General features: G+C 40.1%; 17 protein-coding genes and 1 tRNA gene. 12 read left to right on the forward strand and 6 right to left on the reverse strand.

The window, feature by feature from the left end:
• Positions 1-99 precede the first annotated feature (99 nt).
• The 8 genes from ASU31_RS18555 to ASU31_RS18590 all read left to right on the forward strand — a co-directional run bounded on the left by ASU31_RS18555 (position 100) and on the right by ASU31_RS18590 (position 12,709).
• Complete coding sequence (locus ASU31_RS18555) at positions 100-3,306, forward strand: SusC/RagA family TonB-linked outer membrane protein (protein WP_245224562.1); 3,207 nt, start codon at positions 100-102, stop codon at positions 3,304-3,306.
• Positions 3,307-3,327: 21 nt separating this feature from the next.
• Positions 3,328-5,232, forward strand: a complete 1,905-nt coding sequence (locus tag ASU31_RS18560; protein WP_057933779.1) for a RagB/SusD family nutrient uptake outer membrane protein — start codon at positions 3,328-3,330, stop codon at positions 5,230-5,232.
• Positions 5,233-5,255: 23 nt separating this feature from the next.
• Positions 5,256-6,179: a DUF5017 domain-containing protein gene (locus tag ASU31_RS18565; RefSeq protein WP_167346205.1), complete on the forward strand. Its 924-nt coding sequence runs from the start codon at positions 5,256-5,258 to the stop codon at positions 6,177-6,179.
• Between the two features lie 18 nt (positions 6,180-6,197).
• Complete coding sequence (locus ASU31_RS18570) at positions 6,198-8,291, forward strand: polysaccharide lyase 8 family protein (protein WP_083505426.1); 2,094 nt, start codon at positions 6,198-6,200, stop codon at positions 8,289-8,291.
• A gap of 20 nt (positions 8,292-8,311) precedes the next feature.
• A complete protein-coding gene (locus ASU31_RS18575) occupies positions 8,312-9,496 on the forward strand; it encodes a glycoside hydrolase family 88 protein (RefSeq protein ID WP_057933782.1) in 1,185 nt (394 codons plus the stop codon).
• A gap of 213 nt (positions 9,497-9,709) precedes the next feature.
• Positions 9,710-10,933, forward strand: coding sequence for a DUF2264 domain-containing protein (locus ASU31_RS18580; protein ID WP_083505429.1), 1,224 nt, complete (start codon positions 9,710-9,712; stop codon positions 10,931-10,933).
• 86 nt (positions 10,934-11,019) lie between these two features.
• Positions 11,020-11,859: a 5-dehydro-4-deoxy-D-glucuronate isomerase gene (gene kduI / locus ASU31_RS18585; RefSeq protein ID WP_057933784.1), complete on the forward strand. Its 840-nt coding sequence runs from the start codon at positions 11,020-11,022 to the stop codon at positions 11,857-11,859.
• Positions 11,860-11,944: 85 nt separating this feature from the next.
• Positions 11,945-12,709: an SDR family NAD(P)-dependent oxidoreductase gene (locus tag ASU31_RS18590; RefSeq protein WP_157258109.1), complete on the forward strand. Its 765-nt coding sequence runs from the start codon at positions 11,945-11,947 to the stop codon at positions 12,707-12,709.
• Between the two features lie 117 nt (positions 12,710-12,826).
• On the opposite strand, the gene ASU31_RS18595 is transcribed toward ASU31_RS18590, so the two are convergent.
• The 4 genes from ASU31_RS18595 to ASU31_RS18610 form a co-directional block, all read right to left on the reverse strand.
• On the reverse strand, positions 12,827-13,453 hold the full coding sequence (locus tag ASU31_RS18595; RefSeq protein ID WP_057933786.1) for a carbonic anhydrase: 627 nt from the start codon (positions 13,451-13,453) through the stop codon (positions 12,827-12,829).
• Positions 13,454-13,610: 157 nt separating this feature from the next.
• Positions 13,611-14,270: a hypothetical protein gene (locus ASU31_RS18600; RefSeq protein WP_057933787.1), complete on the reverse strand. Its 660-nt coding sequence runs from the start codon at positions 14,268-14,270 to the stop codon at positions 13,611-13,613.
• Between the two features lie 147 nt (positions 14,271-14,417).
• Positions 14,418-15,026 (reverse strand): hypothetical protein, encoded by a 609-nt coding sequence (locus ASU31_RS18605; RefSeq protein ID WP_057933788.1) that lies wholly within the window; start codon positions 15,024-15,026, stop codon positions 14,418-14,420.
• 321 nt (positions 15,027-15,347) lie between these two features.
• A complete protein-coding gene (locus ASU31_RS18610; protein WP_083505427.1) occupies positions 15,348-15,989 on the reverse strand; it encodes a Crp/Fnr family transcriptional regulator in 642 nt (213 codons plus the stop codon).
• Between the two features lie 78 nt (positions 15,990-16,067).
• Here ASU31_RS18610 and ASU31_RS18615 point away from each other — a divergent pair, with 78 nt between their 5' ends.
• The 4 genes from ASU31_RS18615 (at position 16,068) to ASU31_RS18630 (ending at position 17,876) form a co-directional block, all read left to right on the forward strand.
• A complete protein-coding gene (locus ASU31_RS18615) occupies positions 16,068-16,763 on the forward strand; it encodes an HAD family hydrolase (RefSeq protein ID WP_057933789.1) in 696 nt (231 codons plus the stop codon).
• Complete coding sequence (locus tag ASU31_RS18620) at positions 16,760-17,416, forward strand: chloramphenicol acetyltransferase (RefSeq protein WP_057933790.1); 657 nt, start codon at positions 16,760-16,762, stop codon at positions 17,414-17,416. Before ASU31_RS18615 ends, ASU31_RS18620 begins: the two co-directional genes overlap by 4 nt.
• Positions 17,417-17,474: 58 nt before the next feature.
• Positions 17,475-17,681, forward strand: coding sequence for a hypothetical protein (locus ASU31_RS18625; protein ID WP_057933791.1), 207 nt, complete (start codon positions 17,475-17,477; stop codon positions 17,679-17,681).
• 121 nt (positions 17,682-17,802) lie between these two features.
• Positions 17,803-17,876: transfer RNA gene (locus ASU31_RS18630), tRNA-Ala, on the forward strand.
• Positions 17,877-19,106: 1,230 nt separating this feature from the next.
• Here ASU31_RS18630 and ASU31_RS18645 read toward each other — a convergent pair.
• Positions 19,107-20,762, reverse strand: coding sequence for a protein-disulfide reductase DsbD family protein (locus ASU31_RS18645; RefSeq protein WP_057933794.1), 1,656 nt, complete (start codon positions 20,760-20,762; stop codon positions 19,107-19,109).
• A gap of 13 nt (positions 20,763-20,775) precedes the next feature.
• Entirely contained in the window at positions 20,776-21,225 is a 450-nt protein-coding gene (locus ASU31_RS18650; RefSeq protein ID WP_057933795.1) for a protein-disulfide reductase DsbD domain-containing protein, read from the reverse strand.
• Between the last annotated feature and the right edge of the window lie 15 nt (positions 21,226-21,240).

Here is a 21,240-nt window from a genome sequence, read left to right on the forward strand (position 1 = left end):
CCTTAAAAAATGCTTATCTATAAGTTTGTTCAGCAGGTAGCGGTTTTTAAAAAGCCATATCTAGTAACAAACAACTAATAACCAACTAAACCGATAATTATGAGTAAACTCTACACCCAAGGGAGAACGCGCATGCCTGTGCATGTATATCTTTTTCCTAAGCTTTTATTATTACTCACAATCTTATTACTAACCAATGTAAATGTTTTTGCCCAGAGTAAAACCATTATTGGCGTAGTTACAGATGAAAGTAAACAGACTGTTCCTGGTGTATCTGTATCAGTAAAAGGGAGCAAAACCACTACGCAAACAGATGCTGATGGCAGGTTCAAAATTCAGGCGCTGGCAACAGATCAATTGGTATTTAACTATGTAGGTTATGCCTCGCAATCAGTGAATGTAGGCACTCGTACAACGATTAATGTTGTGTTGAAATCTTCTATTACTGGGTTGAGTGATGTTGTTGTGGTGGGTTATGGAACCACCAAAAGAGCCGATCTTACGGGGGCTGTGGGCTCAGTAAATATGAAAGATTTAGAACAGGCACCTGTTAAATCATTCGATCAGGCTTTGGCCGGACGTGTAGCAGGTGTACAGGTATCTACAAGTGATGGTCAACCGGGTGCAACTGCAAACATTGTGATCCGTGGCGCCGGATCAATCTCCCAGGATAACTCTCCGCTTTATGTTATTGATGGGTTTCCATCCGAAGATGCCAATGCAAATTCCATCAATCCATCGGATATTGAAAGTATAGATATATTAAAAGATGCCTCCGCAACTGCGATTTATGGTGCCCGTGGTTCTAACGGTGTGGTATTGATTACCACCAAAAGAGGGAAAGCAGGTAAACCTCAACTGAGTTATAATGCCTATTACGGCACACAAAAATCGCCTGATAAAATTCCTGTGATGAACGCTTTCGAGTTTGTGAAATACGTTAAAGAACTGAATTCTGTTTTTGCCGATTCCGTTTACTTAAAAAATGGTGTCACCATAAACGATTATCAGAATGTATCGAGCCTGGATATGCAGGACTATATCTTTCAGAACGGGCAGAACCAAAACCATGATATTGCCTTAAGAGGTGGAAATGATAAAACAACCTACTCTATTTCCGGTAACTACAACAACCAGAAAGGGATCGTAAAATTTAGCGGTTTTAAACGTTACCAGGGCCGTTTTGTGCTCGATCAGACAGTTACCGATAAATTAAAAGCGGGTATAAACGTAAATTACGCTTACAGCGAAACTTTCGGGACACCAATTTCTGCAACCAATTTTTATGCGTCTTCGGTACTGTTGTATTCGGTTTGGGGATACCGTCCGGCTGCAGCAATTTCGGGCAGAGATCAGAATACCGACCTGCTTGATTCGTTTTACGATCCTACGAACGAACTTGCAAATAATCAGGATTACCGGGTAAATCCTTTAATCAGTTTAGAAAACCAGAAAACCATGTATAAAGCCACTACTATGGTAGCCAATGGTTATGCTGAATATGCTTTTACGCCTAAATTAAAACTCAGGGTAGCTGCGGGGATTACCAACGCAAATACCGAAACGAATATTTTTAATAACTCTTTAACGCAATCGGGCAGTAAATGGAATGCTTCAGGGCCAAACGGAACTTATGCTACCAGTCCGGCCTTTAACTGGTTAAATGATAATACTTTAACCTATAAAAATACTTTTAATAAAAACCACAACCTAACCGTTTTGGCTGGCTACTCTGCACAGCGGAGCAAAAATTCTTACCGGTCGATATATGCCTCGCAGATTACCAACGAAAGTTTGGGTATTGATGCATTGGATTTGGTGCCGGCAGCCAATACGGTTGTAAACTCACGAAGCTCGGTTTGGACACTACAATCTTTCCTGGGTAGGTTAAACTATGATTTTAAAGGCAAATATTTATTAACGGCCAGTTTCAGGGCTGATGGATCGTCGAAATTTGCACCTGGCAAGCGTTGGGGTTATTTCCCTTCGGCATCTGCCGGATGGCGCTTCAGTCAGGAATCTTTCCTGAAAAACGCCACCTGGTTATCTGACGGTAAACTGCGTATCGGTTATGGCGAATCGGGAAACAACCGTGTTGGCGATTTTGCTTACCTGCCACAGCTAAACTTAGGCAATACACAATACTGGTATTCGTTTAACGGCAAACCGGTAGCCATCGGTTCGGTAATTACAGCATCTGGAAATTATGATCTACAATGGGAAACTAATACACAGACCAATATCGGTTTAGATCTGAGTTTTTTTAAAAACCGCTTGGGCTTAACAGCCGATGTGTATAAAAGGGTGACCAACGATTTATTGCTGAATGCCCAGTTGCCCTATGCAAGCGGAGTACAGAGCGGAACCGGCTTTAAAAACATAGGAAGTTTAGAAAACCGAGGTTTAGAGATTACCTTGAACAGTACCAATATCCAGACCAAAAATTTCCGTTGGACGAGTAATTTCAACATCAGTTTTAACAAAAACAAAATTTTAGAATTAACCGAAGGACAAAACTCGCTGCTAGCTGGTGCTGGAACATTTTTTAATACCACTTATACCAGTTTATCGCCATATATTTCTGTAAAAGGCCGTTCGGTTGGGGAGATGTACGGATTGATTTTCGATGGCGTTTATCAATACAGCGATTTCGATAAAATGCCAAATGGTACATTTCTGTTAAAACCAAATATTACCACCAATGGCTCAACCAGGACATCAATACAACCGGGTGATATCAAATACAAAGACTTAAATGGCGATTTAGTGGTAAACAATAACGATTATACCATTATCGGCAGGGGTTTACCCATCCACACAGGCGGTTTTAGCAATAACTTCAGCTATAAAAACTGGGATTTAGGGGTTTTCTTACAATGGTCGTATGGCAATAATATCATCAATGCCAACCGTTATGTTTTTGAAGGCGGTATCGTAACCAACCCGAACCTTAACCAGTATGCTTCGTTCCAAAACCGCTGGACACCTACCAACCAGAACAACGATCTGTTTAGGGCAGGAGGAATGGCCGCGGCGAATTACTCATCGAGGGTGGTAGAAGATGGATCGTATCTGCGTTTGAAAACCGTTCAGCTAGGTTATAATTTCTCTAATAAAATCCTGAAAAATATTGGTATGTCGAAACTGCGTTTAAACGCATCGGCACAGAATCTGTTAACACTTACCGGTTATTCAGGCCTGGATCCTGAGGCCTCGTCAAGGCCAAGCAACCTTACTCCCGGGTTCGATTATGGAACCTACCCGCAATCTTTCACGGTAACCTTTGGTTTAAACGCAACATTTTAATCACCATTAAAAGATAAGACAATGAAAAATAAATATATTCTGGCTTTTTTATTTGTGATGGGATTATCATCATCATGCAAAAAATTCTTAGATACTGAGCCAACAGATTTCTATAGCCCATCTAATTATTACCAAACGGCAGATCAGTTGCAGGTAGCACTTAACGGCATATACAGCAATATGATGTATGAGCGGATGTATGGGCAGGTATTGAACTTTAATTTTGTAAGCGCAACAGATGAAATGTTGCCCAACCGCCCGGTAAACGGCGAGGCTCGCGGCCTTTATTATTCGTACGATGCAGGTCATGCGTACGTTGCCGATGTTTGGCGCTGGCCGTATCTGGGTATCAACAACGCCAATGTGCTGATCGATAATATTAATAAACCAACAATGGACGAAAAACAACGTGGTTATATTAAAGGCCAGGCCTTGTTTTTAAGGGCCTACAATTATTTTATACTCACCACCAATTTCGGTGAGGTTCCGATCATTCTTCACAGCCCGGGCATTTCGGAGACCAATATTCCTGCATCTTCTCAGGCTGCTGTTTATGCACAGATTGTTGCCGATTTAAAAGAGGCTGAAACCTTGTTGCAGGGTAGAACTGCTGCCGCCTTGGGTTACAACGATCAGGTAACCATTACTGCTGTTCAGGCCATGTTGGCCCGGGTCTATCTGTACTGGGCGGGTTATCCAACAAATGATGCTACTAAATATGCAGATGCAGTGGTATATGCTGATAAAGTAATCAATTCGGGACTGCATGGTTTAAACCCCGATTACAAACAGGTTTTTATCAACCTGTGCCAGGATAAATATGATGTTAAGGAAGATATTCTAGAATGGGGATCTGCGGGTGCTGCTGCGGGCGTAACCAATAAAACAGGTAACGATATCGGAAATTTTGTGGGTATCCAATCGGCCATACTTAATGTAAACGGAGTTTTCGATCCGGCCTCTTATTCGGCAGTTGGCTGGGTTCAGACCACTAAAAAATTATTTGATAGTTACGAGGTTGAGCCAAGCAGTACATTGGTGAACAAAGCATCTTTAGATACGCGGAGAGACTGGAACTGTGCCGACTTCATCTGGACGGTAAATACCACAACTGCTACAAGGATTAAAACAGATAAGCCAAACCCATGGCAAATGATGTGTGGAAAATTCCGCCGTGAATACTGCCCTGATGCCTCAAAAAATCTTGGTACGTATAATATCAATTGGCCTGTAATCCGTTATTCGGATGTGTTGTTGATGAAAGCAGAGGCCGAAAATCAGGTGAATGGTCCGACATCTGCAGCCTATGATGCCATTAACCAGGTAAGAAAAAGAGCCTATGGAACCATGTATGGTAATATTGTGAAAAATATTACCATAGTAACTGGTGGATCTGGATATAGCGCTGCCAATCCTCCTGTGGTTACCATCAGCGGTGGTGGTGGATCGGGTGCTACAGCAGTTGCTGTAGTTTCTACTGCCGGAGCAGTTACTGGAATTAAACTAACCAGCAGAGGGAATTTAACTGCTGCAGGACCTTATTTTACTAATGCACCAACGGTAACCATTGCCGCGCCAACTACCGGCGTAACCGCTACAGCCACTGCAACCATCACCAACGGTAACGAATACCTGTTAACACCGGGCTTAAACAAAGCTGATTTTCAACTGGCCATAAGAGATGAGCGCATGCGCGAATTATGCTTTGAAGCTTACCGTAAAGCCGACCTTATCAGGTGGGGAAATTTTGTAGGCGATATGCAAGCATTTGCTAATTATGCAACCGCTAACGGGGTTTCTGCAACAACCGGAAATGCAATTGGTTATAGTGGAATTACCGGCATTACCCAGAGACACGTACTGCTGCCAAAACCAACCTACGAGTTAAACTTAAATAAAGCTTTGGTTCAAAACCCGGGATATTAATTAACCTCAAAATGGAAATGAAGATGAAATATCTATTCAATATATGTTTGCTTGCAGGTTTGTTTTTTACAGCCTGTAAAAAAGAGCTCACAACCGATGCACCAACTGCAGGCATTAATCTTGTAAACGCGCGTTCTACCATTGGCGATACACTTGTTTTTAAACTTGGCGATACCTGTAGGTTTGCGCTTGATGGTTATGCCGATAACATTGCATTCTGGGCCGGTACGCTTGGTAATAAATACGAATACCGCGATAGGGCAATGGCATTGGGCGTACCTACCTTGTCTTTTACCAGCACTGCTCAGTTTGGCGTACAAACTAATACCCTACAGGTATTGGCTACCAATAAGCTGCCCTCAAGAGATTCGGCAACCGTTGTAAATGCTGCCTGGACAAACATTACAGCCCGTACGCCTTTGGCTACCAGCGCTACTGCGGTGAACACAGGTAATGTTAATCTATCTGATCTGGTAAGCGGTGTAAATGATTCACTTTTTATTGCTTTTAAATATTCAGGAGTAACAGGTTCAACACAGCGGACCTGGACGATTACCAATTATACGGTAAACAACGTATTAAGCGATTATAGCTATAACCTGGCCGCTTTAGCCAATGATAATGCCTATTGGACCCGATACGGTAATGTTTGGACACCAGCCAGCGCAAGATGGGTGCCCACAACAACGGCCCTTACCATTGTGGGTGGCGCAGCTACCGCTCCGACAAATACCAGTTGGATTGTGAGTAAAGCCTTATATGTGGGCCGGGTTTCACCTGATATTTCAACTGCTACGGTGAAAAATATCACGGCATCTGCAACTACATCCTACGCCTATAAATACCTGGCGGCAGGCAAATATAGGGCAACGTTTGTTTCTTATAATGTTAATCCTAATGAAAGTAAAACAGCCGTCAAAGAATTTAATATTAAAGTAATCCAGTAAGGAAAGCCGATATAAAAAATGATTGTTAGCATAAACTATAGACGATTAAAAACACTATTAGCATCATGTTTCTTGTGTTTTACCACATTTTTTGCCGTTGCCCAGGAAGAACCTTACGCTGTAATTATGGGACGCATCAATCTGGATCTACAGCGTGGGGTGAACGATGCGGTATTGGTGAAAAGGATCACCAAAAACATGACATCTTTAAATACAGATGGAAGTTGGCCAGATATCAACTACGCAGATGCGCAGTACGATCCTTTAAAACGGATTAAAGATATGGCAACCGCTTTTGTCCGCCCATCGAATAAGCTTTATAACAATGCAGAACTGCATGCTGCTATTGTTAAATCTTTACAGAACTGGTTGGATAAAAACCCGAAAAATAAAAACTGGTGGTACAATGATATCTTTTATCCGCAGGCTATTGGAGAGACCGTAATATTAATGCGAAGTGCCAAAACGGGGCTTCCTGTCGAGCTGGAAAAAACATTGATTAAAAGAATGATCAGAAGGTTAAAAACAGGGGATGGTGCCAATACCTCTGATGAAGCTTTACATTATTTGTATCGTGCTTGCCTAACACAGAACAAAGCAACATTAGATTCGGCTGCGAAATATCTATTCGAACCCATTGCCATTGCAGATGGAAAAGAAGGCGTTCAGGCAGATGGAAGTTATTATCAGCATGGGAAACAACAGGCCATTGCCAGTTATGGGCGGGTATTTGCCGGAAACTCCGTAAATGCTGCATTTTATTTAAGAGATACCAAATATGCCTTGCCGAAAGATCAGTTGGTTATTTTGGTCGATTATCTTAAAAATACCTTTCTGAAAACGGTAAGAGGTTCGTTTTATGATTTTAATGTGCGTGGCCGCGGCATCAGTCGTAAAGATTCTTTAAGCAGTGGCATGGGTGGGATGGTTAGCAAAATAAAACTCTTCGACCCTGAAAATGCAGCGTATTGGGACGCTTCGGTTAAACGGACCTCTGGAGCCGAGCCACCTAGCTATAAAATTATGCCTACCCATAACCAGTTTTGGAAAAGTGGGTATACCCTGCACCTTCGCCCGGCTTATACCTTTAGTGTGCAAACCGCATCAACGAGAACCTTACGGACAGAACGTGGCAACAACGAAAACATATTGGGGAAATTTCTCCCCGATGGGGCGACCAATATTCAGCGGAGCGGATCGGAATATGCCAACCTGATGCCCGTTTGGGAATGGGATAAAATCCCGGGAACCACCAGCAGAGATTATCCTGATGACAGTGGTGTCACAGTATTAAAGGAATGGGGAATTCCGGGTACAACCAAGTTTGTTGGGGGAGTTAGCGATGGCATTTATGGCGTTTCATGTTATGATTTAAATTACGACAGCGTTCAGGCAAAAAAAGCATGGTTCTTTTTTGATCAGGAAGTGGTGTGCCTGGGTGCTGGAATTAAAAGCAGTGCAAAGGAAAATATCACCACAACAATCAATCAGGTCTGGCTAAGGGGCGATGTGGCTTCTTCCAATGGAACGGAGGCCGATGCTAAAAGCGAGCGCTGGGCAGTTCATGATAGTATTGGGTATATTTTTCCCCAAGGTGGGAATTTAGAAATCAGTAGCAAAGCACAAACCGGAAACTGGTACCGCATCAATCATTTTCAGGGTAAAACCGAACTGAAACATAACGTATTTAAAATCTGGTTAAATCATGGTATAAATCCTCAGAATGCCAGCTATCAGTATGTTGTTGTGCCGGGAATTGACGCTGCGGGTTTAAAAAAATACAACCGGTCGATGATACAGATACTGAAAAATACCGATGAACTGCAGGCTGTGAAACATACTGGCCTGGATATGTTGCAAGCAGTTTTTTATAAAGCAGGAACACTGGCTACTAACGGCTTATCGCTTCAGGTAGATCAGCCATGTACGGTTTACATTAAAAATTTAAACGGTAAAAGCCCCACACTGTATATCGCAGATCCCGCACAGGAAAATACAAGCATCAAGGTGTTGCTAAAGCTGCCAGGATTATTGAAACCAAAAAGTATAGATTGTAATCTGCCAGTTGGCGCCTTTGCAGGTGCTACGGCGAATTTTAAAATTAAAGAATAATACACACAGACTATTAAATTATGAAAAAAATCAATTTCGCTGTCGCATTGCTGATGCTTGGCAGTTCAGTTTCATTTGCGCAGACCGAGAAAAAGCCTATGGCCCAGTTAATTAACGATGAATTTAAATTTGCCGTCGATCAATATAAAGTGCTGGCTAAAAATATCCCTGAAGGGAAAACACCCCAGACTTTCGAAAAAGGAAAACCCGTAAATTACGATATCAAATGGTGGTGCAGTGGTTTTTATTCTGGCAGTTTGTGGTATATATACGAACAGACCAAAAATGCAGAGATTAAGCAAGAGGCTGAGAAAGCTTTAAAGGTAATAGAGCCAAATCAGACCTATACCGGAAACCACGATTTGGGTTTTATGATGTACTGCAGTTTTGGCAATGCCTACCGTTTAACCGGCAAGCCAGAATATAAAGCAGTTATTGAGCGTTCGGCAGAATCTTTGGCTACGCGTTATCGCCCTGCTGTAAAATCTATCCAATCATGGAATAAAAGCAAATTATGGGAATGTCCGGTAATTATTGATAATATGATGAATCTGGAAATGATGAACTGGGTGAGTGATAATGGAGGAAATAAAAAGTATAAAGAAATTTCGGTTATCCATGCCAACACCGCTTTAAAAAACCATTTCCGCCCAGATTTCAGCTCTTTTCACGTGGTCGATTATAATCCGGAAACCGGAGCAGTAATCAGGAAAGCCACATGGCAGGGTGCTGCAAACTGTTCTGCATGGTCGCGTGGGCAGGGCTGGGCTTTGTATGGCTATACTATGATGTACCGTTTTACCAAAAATCCTATCTATTTAAAACAGGCAAAAGGTATTGCACACTTTATATTGAACCATCCAAATTTACCTGCCGATAAAATTCCTTTCTGGGATTTCGATGCGCAGGGTATTCCTTTTGCCAAACGCGATGCTTCTGCAGGTGCGCTTATGGCTTCGGCATTGTTAGAGCTTGGTCAGTACACTTCAGGAAGCGAGAAAACTGAATTTAAATCTGCGGCCGAAACCATGATCTATTCGCTTTCGAGCAGCGCTTATCATGCTAAATTAGGCGAAAACGGCGGCTTTTTGTTGATGCACAGCACAGGCGCTTACCCATTAAACAGTGAAATTGATGTACCTTTAATTTATGCCGATTACTACTACTTAGAGGCTTTGGCGAGATATAAAAAGTGGTATTTGTAAAGATTGATAAATGAGAGGATTTCAATAAAAAAGAGTCTTCATTGCGAGGCATGAAGCAATCTTAAAGCGCACGCTAATAGCGATCGTTGTAAGATTGCTTCGTCGGCTGAAAAAGCCTTCTCGCAATGACGACTCCCCCTCAGCTTGTCATCGTCACTTCATTGTATGTCAATGGAATTTAAGCTATCTACAAAATTGATTAAAACAATTATAATGAAATACAAACTGATTTTTTCTGCCCTGCTGATTTTTTCTCAGTTGGCAAATGCACAAAAGAAACCTGCAACAGGTGCCGAAGACCGTGCTTTTTGGGTTAAAACTTTACACCGCATTGCTTACCCGGTAATCCACAACCTGGCTAACGAAACTTTAAAAAAGAACATGCCATTAGAAAAAGCCCCGGGCTATGGCTTAAACGTAGCCAAAGTTACGTATCTCGAAGCCCTGGGTCGTACCATTGCAGGAGTTGCACCATGGCTGGCTTTACCAGATGATGATTCCACTGAGGGTAAACTAAGAAAAACCATGCGTACCGAGCTTTTAAAAGCTTTGGCCAATTCAGTAAACCCTGCAAGCCCTGATTATATCAGTTACCGCTCAGAAAGTCAGCCTATTGTTGATGCTGCTTATGTTGCACATGCTTTTTTGCGTGCGCCAAAAGCACTCTGGGAACCGCTTGATGAGCTCACCAAAAAAAGATTTATAGAAGAATTTAAATCGCTACGCACCAGAAGTGGCGCCTACAATAACTGGTTATTGTTTTCGGGCTTAACTGAAGGATTTTTATTGAGCATTGGTGAACAGTACGATCCTGCACGTGTTCAATTCTCGATTAATAAAATGAAAGAATGGTATGTAGGCGATAGCTGGTACAGTGATGGCGAAAAATTTAGCATGGATTATTACAATTCTTATGTGATCCATCCCATGCTGGTTGATCTTTTAAAGGTATTGGTCGATAAGAAAAGAGCATCTCAGGTCGATTATGATATAGCCTTGAAAAGAATGGTACGTTATTCTGAATATTTGGAAAGGATCATTTCACCAGAAGGCACTTATCCTGCCTACGGCCGTTCGATCACTTACCGTACGGCGGCCTTTCAGGCCCTCGCGCAAACAGCGTTAATGGAGAAACTGCCAGAATATGTAAAACCATCGCAAGTTCGTGGCGGCTTAACCGCTGTAATGCATAAACTGTATGATGGAAACCAGAATTTTGATGATAAAGGATGGTTGGTGCTTGGCTTTAATGGCCATCAACCAGAAGTGGCCGATACCTATACTTCTACAGGAAGTTTATATATGGCCACCTTGGGCTTTTTAACCTTAGGTTTGCCTGCCGATAATAAATTTTGGGCAGATTCACCCACACCATGGACCAGTTTAAAAGCCTGGAGCGGAGAAACCATAAAAAAGGATTATAAAGTTGAGTATTAATACAAATAATAAGTATCGTATAAATATATTTGCGGATAGGATCTGATATCGGTTTAGGTCCCATCGCAAAACTCAATTTTTAACCAATGAACAAATTCGAAAGCCGTTACGCGCAGAGCCCTAAAGAAGTTAAACAAATGGATACCGCAGCTTTGCGGGATAATTTCTTGATTGAAAACGTATTTGAGGCAAACCAGGTAAACCTAACTTTATCTTATTTTGATAGATATATTGTTGGTGGTGCAATGCCTGTTGATCAGAAAATAGCACTTCCAAACCCTGATGATTTAAAAGCGACCTACTTTTTAGAGCGTAGGGAACTGGGTATTATCAATGTAGGTGGAAAAGCAATCGTTACCGCTGACGGCGAAAAATACGAATTGGATTATAAAGAGGCTTTATACATTGGTAAGGGTACAAAAGAAGTATTTTTTGAATCTGCCACACCAGGTGAGGCGGCTAAGTTATACATTAATTCTGCCCCTGCACACCACACTTATCCTAACAAAAAAGTAAGCAAAGCAGAAGCAGAGATTGTAGAATTAGGTACGCCTGAAACCGCAAACCATAGAATAATAAATAAGTTGTTGGTGAACAGTGTTTTACCAACCTGCCAGTTGCAGATGGGTATGACCGAGTTAAAATCGGGCAGTGTTTGGAATACCATGCCGGCACATACGCACGATAGGAGGATGGAAGCTTATTTCTATTTCGAGGTTCCGAAAGGACAGAGTGTTTGCCACTTTATGGGCCAGCCACAAGAAACCCGCCACATCTGGATGCAAAGTGATCAGGCGGTTATTTCGCCGAACTGGTCAATCCACTCAGGCGCAGGCACAAGCAACTATACTTTTATTTGGGGTATGGCTGGCGAAAATTTAGATTATGGTGATATGGATCACTGTGCCATCACCGAACTGAAATAAATTTACAGTTGTCATCTCGACTGGAGCACAGTCCCGAACTTTCGGGAGAGAGATCTTTTTTTAAATGCATCATAGAATAAAGAACATGTCTAACATATTTAATTTAGCAGGTAAAACTGCATTAGTTACCGGTTGTAAAAGAGGAATAGGAAAAGCAATGGCTTTAGCTTTGGCCGAAGCAGGTGCCGATATTATCGGTGTTTCTGCCAGTCTTGAATTAGAAGGTAGCGCTATAGAAAAAGAAGTTTTAGCACTGGGTAGAAAGTTTTATGCTTACCAGTGTGATTTTGGTAAACGAGAAAATACCCTGGCTTTTGCAGCTCAGGTAAAGGCCGACCATCCGGTTATCGATATTTTGGTAAATAATGCCGGAACGATTTTACGTCAGCCAATTGCTGAGCATTCGGATGAGTATTGGGATGAAGTAATTGCGGTAAACCAAACTGCACCATTTATTTTAACCCGAGAAATCGGGAGGGAAATGATTGCAAGAGGAAGCGGAAAAGTAATTTTTACGGCATCCTTACTGTCGTTCCAGGGTGGCATTACCGTTCCCGGTTATGCAGCGAGTAAAGGGGCAATTGCATCTTTAACCAAAGCGTTTGCAAACGAATGGGCATCAAAAGGCGTGAATGTAAATGCCATTGCACCTGGTTATATTGCAACAGATAATACTACAGCTTTACGCGAAGATCAGGACAGAAGCACTTCTATTTTATCGCGTATCCCTGCCGGAAGATGGGGAACACCAGAAGATTTTAAAGGACCAACTTTATTTTTAGCTTCCGCAGCAAGTGACTATGTGCATGGAACAATTTTAACCGTTGATGGCGGTTGGATGGGACGTTAGTCAGTCTCGAGCCAGAAGTTCAGGGTAGTAATCCGAAGATAATAAAACCCCGTAAGTTTTAAACTTGCGGGGTTTTTATGTCGTTAGGACTTAAGACTTCGGACTTATGACTATGGACTAATAGAGGTTATAAATTTCCTTAATATCCTTCAAAATCTTTTCGAAATCGATTTTCAGGTCAATTAACCGGCCAGTGTGGATATCAAATACCCAACCGTGAACGGTTAATCCGCGATCAGCGATAGCTTCCTGTACTGCTGCGGTTTTTAACAGGTTTACACATTGCTCCTGAACGTTGAGTTCTACCAATCTGTTATAACGCTGACTTTCATCTTCAATGGCATTTAGTTCTTCTTTATGGATACGGTATACATCGCGGATATTTCTTAACCAAGGGTTTAATATGCCTAAATCTGCAGGTTGCATGGCTGCTTTAACGCCACCGCAATTGTAATGGCCGCAAACCACAATATGGTTTACTTTTAAATGGCGTACGGCGTAATTTAAAACGGTCATTACGTTTAAATCTACGTTGTTTACCAGATTGGCCACATTTCGGTGCACAAAAGCCTGCCCTGGTTGAATACCCATTAAATCTTCTGCTGTAACGCGACTATCTGAACAGCCGATGTACAAAAACTCAGGGCTTTGACCTTTCGATAATTCAGTAAAATAATCAGGATTAATGGCCAGTTTCTCGGCAATCCATTTTTCGTTGTTCTTAAAAACTTCTTCTACATTCATGCTTTTGCTTTAAATAGAATTTTGGAATATATAAATTATGATGAGTACTAAATAAGGTGTTTACATTGCCATAAAACTAAAAAAAGATTTCCTGATTTCGTCAGGTTTCTCGTCTTTCCTTTTGTTAACTTAACTAACAAGTTTTGTCCTTAAATGTTTAGTGATTTGATAGGTATTGAGGAAGAAAACCAGCAATAAATAGTATAAATGTGATAAAGGCTGTGAAAAATAAAAAAGGTTTAATGCCAGCAGTACTGCTGCCGTTCTTTAGCATCAGTTGCCTGGCTACATCTGAAGTGAGCAATGATATGCAAATTAAAAATACGAAAGCAAGCGCCGTACCAACACCAATACCAAATATTTCTGTCTCTTTTCTGGTATAGAATACGTTGAAAAAATCGGATAAGAACAGTAAGTTCCAGATCACCACTATGCCAACGGCAAATGGAATTTTAGTCGGGAAACCAGTTTGGGCCTGAAGCTGGCTGATCTCCTGGTCAATATGATCTGGAGTAGGTTCGGTATAATTAAGAAAACCGGTTTGTATAATTTCTGCCATCCGCTCTTCTGCATTTCCCAGAAAGGTAAAGAAGATGTCTTTGTTATATTTTTCAACACGGTGGGTAATCCTGATTGAACTACCTAATATAGAAGTGTGGGGAGTAATGGCGATAATATCTGAGCGTTTAAAAACAAAATTACCCCTGATGGATGCACTAAGTTCGAGTTTAAATTCGCTTACTTTTAAAGTGGCAAAAGGCCAGGTTGCCTTAAATCCACCTATTCTGGCACCACCTGTTTCTTCAAATGTATTCATTTATCGAGCAATTAATCTGTTCGAATATATCCCATTTAATCTAATTTTTTATAGTCTCGATTAAATTTATATATGAAGAAAAATAAAAGCCAATATCAATCACCGTTATTATTTAACGCGGATTAATATTGGCTTTAAAAATGTTTTTTAACTGGCAACTGCTACCGCATTCTTGTTAATGTGATTAGGCAGTTCTTCAAGTGTGTATAAGTTAACCAACGATTCTCTTAACACATTTTTAGCGTCATACCACACGTTTTCTTGGGTAAAATGACAAACGCCATTGGTTAGCTCGGTAATAATTGCACAAATTAAGGTTGCAAAATGATTTTCGAAAACATGGCCCGAATGATATTTTAAAGAAAATACTTTGTTATAATTTTGAAGCTGAGCTTCAACCTCTGCGCTCAGTTTTACAGGTTTTGCAACCTTTCTTTTTTTCTTTTTAAATAATCCCATGATCTTTTGGACAAAACTCTGTTTGATGATTTTGTCTTTAAAGAGCTTTTTCTTGTACTCCTTAAGGTCGAATGATTTAAGGGATACGCCAAAATTTAGTTTTAGGTTATTTTCGTTAAATATTTCCAAACTGGGTTTGTCCCATTTAAAAACGATTGGCAAGTTTCCATTCGGATTTCTAAATGAAAAAGAGGAGTTAATATCCAGAACATTTTCATGTTCATTTAAACGTTTTAAAATTGTTGGGATAAGATCGTCTGTTAATGAATTGGTGTAGATGTTTATATAAGCACTCATGTTTAATTAAGATTAGCTGAAATCAATTATCGCGAATGGGCAATTGCCATAGGCTTTATTAGATGATAATTAAGGATATCATTTCATTGCAGAGTGATCCATTTTAAATAGATGCCACTCCTCAATATCGATTAACTTGGAAATCTTAAAGTGAATTGGTGGTTGTAGTTTTTCATTTGTATATATATGGTTATTTGTGTGTCATCACATGCGCAAAAACAGCGCTTAATTTTTTTTCTACATAAACGGGTCGAATTACCGAAACGTTACAGCTAACTTTAAAATATCCTCAAAGCAATAATTATACCACAAATACGTTGCTTATTTTAATCTTTCCAGCAGCCTTTTCATGTTGGTTAGCTGTAGGATGTTTTTAAATTCGGGCGTATCAAAACCACCTTTATCTATCACCTGCTTTAAGCTTCTGTTAAAGCTCCTTACGGAGATGCCCAGGTAGGCAGCCATGTCTTCCTTGGAGATGGAAATATGCTCGTCAGCCTGCAGTTTGAGTAATTTTAAAAGTGCATACTCTAAGGTATATAGCTGTTGGAAGGACGCCCGTGTACTGGTTTGTATAATTCTTGTAGACAATTCCTGGAGTAAGATTGTAGTAAATTCACTACTTTTATTAATCAAGGAAAGAAATAGATGGTCAGGGATAACATAAGCTGTAACATCACTTATTGCGGCTACGTTGCACAAACAATCAATCTTTTTTAAAGCTTCTAATTCGCCAACTACTTCACCCTTACCTAAAAATTCGATGATAAAATCTTTGCCGTTTTCTTCAGAAATAAAACATTTGCTGATCCCATCTTTAATGATGTAGATATTGCTGATTTTTTCGCCCTGTTCGATAAATCTATATCCCCCTTTAAAGTTTTTAAGTGTAATGGATTCTCCTTCATTTTCGGCGCAAAAACGTTCAATAAAGGATAAGAAAGTAAGATTGGTACGTAGCATATTTATTTAGTCGAGACAAATGTCCTTTTTTAGAGGGAGTTGTTGCTTTACTTTTGTGGCACTAAAGTAAGCATATCCATGAAAAATCAAATTACTGTAATTGCTTTTGATGCTGATGATACCCTCTGGGTTAACGAACCTTATTTCCGTGAAACCGAAGAACAGTTTGCAGGTCTTTTAGAAGATTTTATGCCTCATCATAACATTTTGGCAGAGCTTTATAAAACTGAGATTGCCAATTTGCCAATCTATGGTTACGGAATCAAAGGTTTTATGCTGAGTATGATCGAAACTGCATTGAGGATCACTTCGGGCAAAATAGATCCTATCATTATGAATAGAGCGATTGAACTCGGACAGGAAATGCTCAATAAACCAGTTGTATTGCTTGATGGGGTAGAAGAAGTACTTAAAGCCCTGTATGGAAAATACAGATTAGTGGTTGCGACCAAAGGCGATCTGCTCGATCAACAGCGCAAGCTCACCAAATCAGGACTTGATCATTATTTTCACCATATTGAAATTATGAGTGATAAACAGGAAAAAGATTATCAAAAACTGATCAAACACCTGGATTGTAAACCTGAAGAGTTTTTGATGTTGGGCAACTCCTTAAAATCGGATGTTTTACCCGTACTGAATATTGGCGGACATGCTGTTCACATCCCCTTCCATACCACATGGGTACATGAGCATATTGATCATACCATTGAACATGCAAATTTTTATCAGATGGAAAGTCTGTCTGAGGTTTTACCAAAATTAATTGAATGAAAGAAAAAATAGATATAAACACCTGGATCAGAAAAGATCATTTTAAATTTTTTAGCGCCTTTGATGAACCTTTCTTTGGCGTAACAGTAGAGGTAGACTGTACTGCTACCTACGAAGAAGCAAAAGAACATAATGTTTCTTTTTTCCTGCTTTATCTGCACAAATCGCTGGTTGCCGCAAATCAGGTAGAGCCTTTTAGTTACCGCATTATTGATGGCGAAGTTTGGAAGTATAATCGCGTGAATGCCGCAGCTACCATCAACAGACCAAACGGTACATTTGGATTTGGTTACATGGATTTCTATCATGATTTTGAAAATTTTAGAACAGCAGCCAATAACGAGATCGAAAAGGTGCAAGGCAGTACAGGTTTAATCCCTTCCTCATCGGGTGAAAATGTAATCCATTATTCGGCATTGCCCTGGTTAAATTTCACTTCTTTATCACACGCCCGCAATTTTGCTTATCAGGACAGTTGCCCTAAAATATCTTTTGGCAAGGTTAGGGATGAAAACGGAAGAAAAATAATGTCGGTTTCTATACATGTAAATCATGCTTTGATGGATGGTTATAGCGTTGCGCAATTTGTAGATGCCTATCAGGAACTATTAAACAAAAAGAGGTTAGCGAATATATTTAATTCAAAACTTTAAGGAATTAAACCTAAAGGATATTTAATGTTCGGTTAATATTAGGAATTTATTTTCGGCGATGTTTATAGCTGCCGTTATTATTCCTTTCTATCTTTTGGCTATTATAGCCATGTGTTATATGGATACCGCTTTTAAGGCGATTATGTTTTTTGTGCTGTTGCTTATTGCCACATTTGTACTTTTTCTGTTCATCAATTATCCTATGCAATCGGTTTTTGCTGTAATCTGTTTAATGGCCATGTTTGCTTTTAAACCTAAAGATTAATTAAAAAATGAATTATGATTTGCATTCGAGAAAGTATTTGCTATTTTTGCTGCTCAGGCAGGAAGCTTGTTTCAATTACCGAATGATTATTTAATTTTTTGGTTATTGAATATTTAAAATTGGGGGATTAGCTCATTTGGCTAGAGCGCTTCGCTGGCAGTGAAGAGGTGATCGGTTCGAATCCGATATTCTCCACACCTATATTAAGCCCTTAAATTAACTTTTAAGGGCTTTTTTGCGCCTTGAAATAGTGGTTTTTCAGCACGAAATAAACATGTAAATATTTTAAATAAATGCATTTAAAGTGCAAAACAATTGGCACAGCTAAATATTAACTGGGAGTAGTCCGAACTTAATGGTCTCACCTTGAATAATAATTATTAAATCAATAATATTATTTAGTGTTAAATTTATATCAGGCAATATTTAAGGATTACCATATGCTTGTATATTAGTATTGAGTATATACAATTTCGGATAACGATTCGTTTTAATTTTGCTTATTACTGCTGATGAAGACAAACTTTGCAAGCACCCATATTTTTGCTCCGTGGGATGGCTTGGAGGATGGTCATTTGATTCAAGTACTACCCCATTAGCAATTCTATGCAAGAAAGGTATTTCCTTAACGTTGCCGGGGCTTGAATATGAATATATTATCAACCTGGATACGCATATCTGTTATGTAATTGACTTTATCTTGAAAAACAACATTAGTAATATAATTTTATGTGGGCATAATTATGCAGGAATGGGTGTGCATCAGCTTTCGATGCGCCATACCAATTTTACTCGGCTTTTGAAAGATGGTTGGCCCTTTGGCCCCAGCCCTATGAAATGAAGAAGTCCCAACGATCAACGACCTTGGGACTTCAGTTTATTGTTTAATTTTAGTAGCCAAAAATTGTAGATAAATCCAACTTAACCAATGTTCCAAGTTTTTCAAGATCGGTTATTTTGATGGTTTTCTCTGAACCCACAACGCAGTAGTTATAGTTTTTACCAGAAATGTTCTGCTCATGGAAAGACTTGAGGTCATCGAAACCCAGCGGCTACGATTCAAGAATAGACATCTATTCTTGAATCGTAGCCGTAGCCTAGTTTTTTATCCGCGAGATAGGTATAAATTATCCCGTCTTTACTAATTCTTTCGGCCTCCAATTCACTCAATGCATTGTTTTTTGATAGGCTGAATGCCTTTTGCGCCGCCACTGCTGGCCGTTTTCCACTGGTAAAGGGACTGTGCGTTGACAACCGTATTTACTATTGATAATACAGCGGCAACAAAAATTTTAAGTTTGGGATCAGGTGTGTCTTATCACACGCATCTGGTGGTAAAAATGGGCATGCCATCCGGCAATGCCCATATCGTTGTCTTAACTATCACTAACTACTAGCCATACTTCTACAATGACCAGTATTTTTTTATTTCTTATGAAAAGCGTTTAATCCGCTTTCTAAGAATTTTTTATAATTTGTTACTTCATAATCTGCACCCTGTGGTTGTGTCAGTAGTGCTTCTGTTTTGGGATCGAGCAGTACATAAAAAGGCTGTGAGTTAGACTGGAATTTCCTGGCCTGCAGATCACTCCATTTTTTACCAATGGTATTGAGTTTTCTCCCTTCCGGGGTAGTCACTACATCATCCAGGGCCAGTTCCGATTTATCATCTACATATAACTGGATCAGTATATAATCATCATTGATCATTTTGTACACATCTTTGTCCGGCCAAACATTAGCTTCCATTTTTCTACAGTTTACGCAGGCATGGCCGGTAAAATCAATCAGCACAGGTTTGTTCTGTTTTTTGGCTGCGGTTAAACCTTCACTATAATCGAAATAAGCATTCAGCTTTAACGGTGCATGGAACTTATCTGCATATTTATGTGGGCCATCATTTGTTGATGTTTGTTTTCCTGCCAATAATCCAGCAGTGTAGAGGTCAAAATCTTGTGTTTCCTGTGGGGGAAGAAAAGCCGATACACTGCGTAACGGTGCGCCCCACATACCAGGGATTAAGTAAATGGTAAAAGAAAGAACTATTGTTGCCAGAAAAAGCCTTGGTACGGAGATAAATGCCAGCGGACTATCATGCGAAAACTTCAGTTTACCCAAAAGATAGATGCCCATCATCCCGAAAATAACGATCCATAAGCTTAAGAATATTTCCCTGTCAAACCACTCCCAATGGTAGGCCAGATCTACATTGCTCAAAAATTTTAATGCGAATGCTAGTTCAAGAAAACCCAATACTACTTTTACGCTGTTTAACCAACCGCCAGATTTCGGCAGTTTGTTCATTGCCGATGGAAAGAGTGCAAACAGTGCAAAAGGAATGGCCAGGGCCAGGGAAAAACCGAACATGCCTATTGCAGGCCCTAATAAAGCCCCTGTTGTTGCTGCCTGTACCAGTAGCGTGCCGATAATAGGGCCTGTGCAGGAGAAAGATACCAGGGCCAATGTTCCGGCCATGAAAAACAATCCCGCAATACCGCCTTTATCAGAATTGGCATCCATCTTATTTACCCAGGATGAGGGCAGGGTAATTTCGAATGCCCCTAAAAACGAAGCTGCAAAAAAAACCAGCAATAAGAAGAAGAAAAAGTTAAAGATACCATTAGTAGACAGGCTGTTCAGGGCATCGGCACCAAAAATTACCGTTACCAAAAGCCCAAGCACCACATAAATGAGGATGATGAAAAAACCGTAAAGTGCCGCACGCCGAAAGGCCCTTCCTTTTTCTGATCCTTTAGTGAAAAAACTTACCGTAAGGGGCAGCATGGGGAATATACAGGGCATCAGCAGTGCTGCTAAACCGCCAACAAAACCTGCAATAAAAATTCCCCACAAGGTTTTGTGTTCTTCTTTTGGTTGGGCAATGGTTTTTTGATTAGCAGCAGGAACAGGAACAGCTATTTTAGCAACAGTATCAGTTGCTTTAATTGCGCTGTCAACCGCTTCTGGCTTAATCTCTGTAAAAGTCAGCTCTTCGGTATTTGTACTGTCCTGTGCATATCCATTTAAGGATATTGTGCAACAGAACAGTAAACCGAGACAGATTTTTTTTAAGGATGTCATATGCTCTTTGCGCTTATTTTACAGGAATGCTAAAATCTACCTGTTCTGGTGGTAAACATTGCTTATCATCACATACCATAAACTCTACATTGCCTTTAACGACTGCAGTTTTGCCTTTTAGCTTAATTTTTTGCTGAAACACTACCGATTTTTCAAAATAGCTTACATCCATTTTAAAAGTAGATTCGAATTTGGTTATGGCTTTTGGTTCGATGGTTTTTCCAACCAGGGTATAAGCACTCGATGATGGAAAACTAAAGGTTGTTTTAACCGGACCACCATCTTTAACAAATTGCGAGTACAAGTGCCAGCCCTGATCTATAGTGGCCTTAATGAAAACAGTAGCCGTATTCGGACCGGTTTTTTTTGCTGCGTAACTCCATGTTACAGGTTTTAAAATCTGGCTGTATGCGCTAAGGCTGATCAGGCATATGGCACAGAATAAAAGTGTGATTTTTTTCATGTTGTGGTTTATTTG

The organism is Pedobacter ginsenosidimutans (assembly GCF_001442625.1).
Lineage (GTDB): Bacteria > Bacteroidota > Bacteroidia > Sphingobacteriales > Sphingobacteriaceae > Pedobacter > Pedobacter ginsenosidimutans.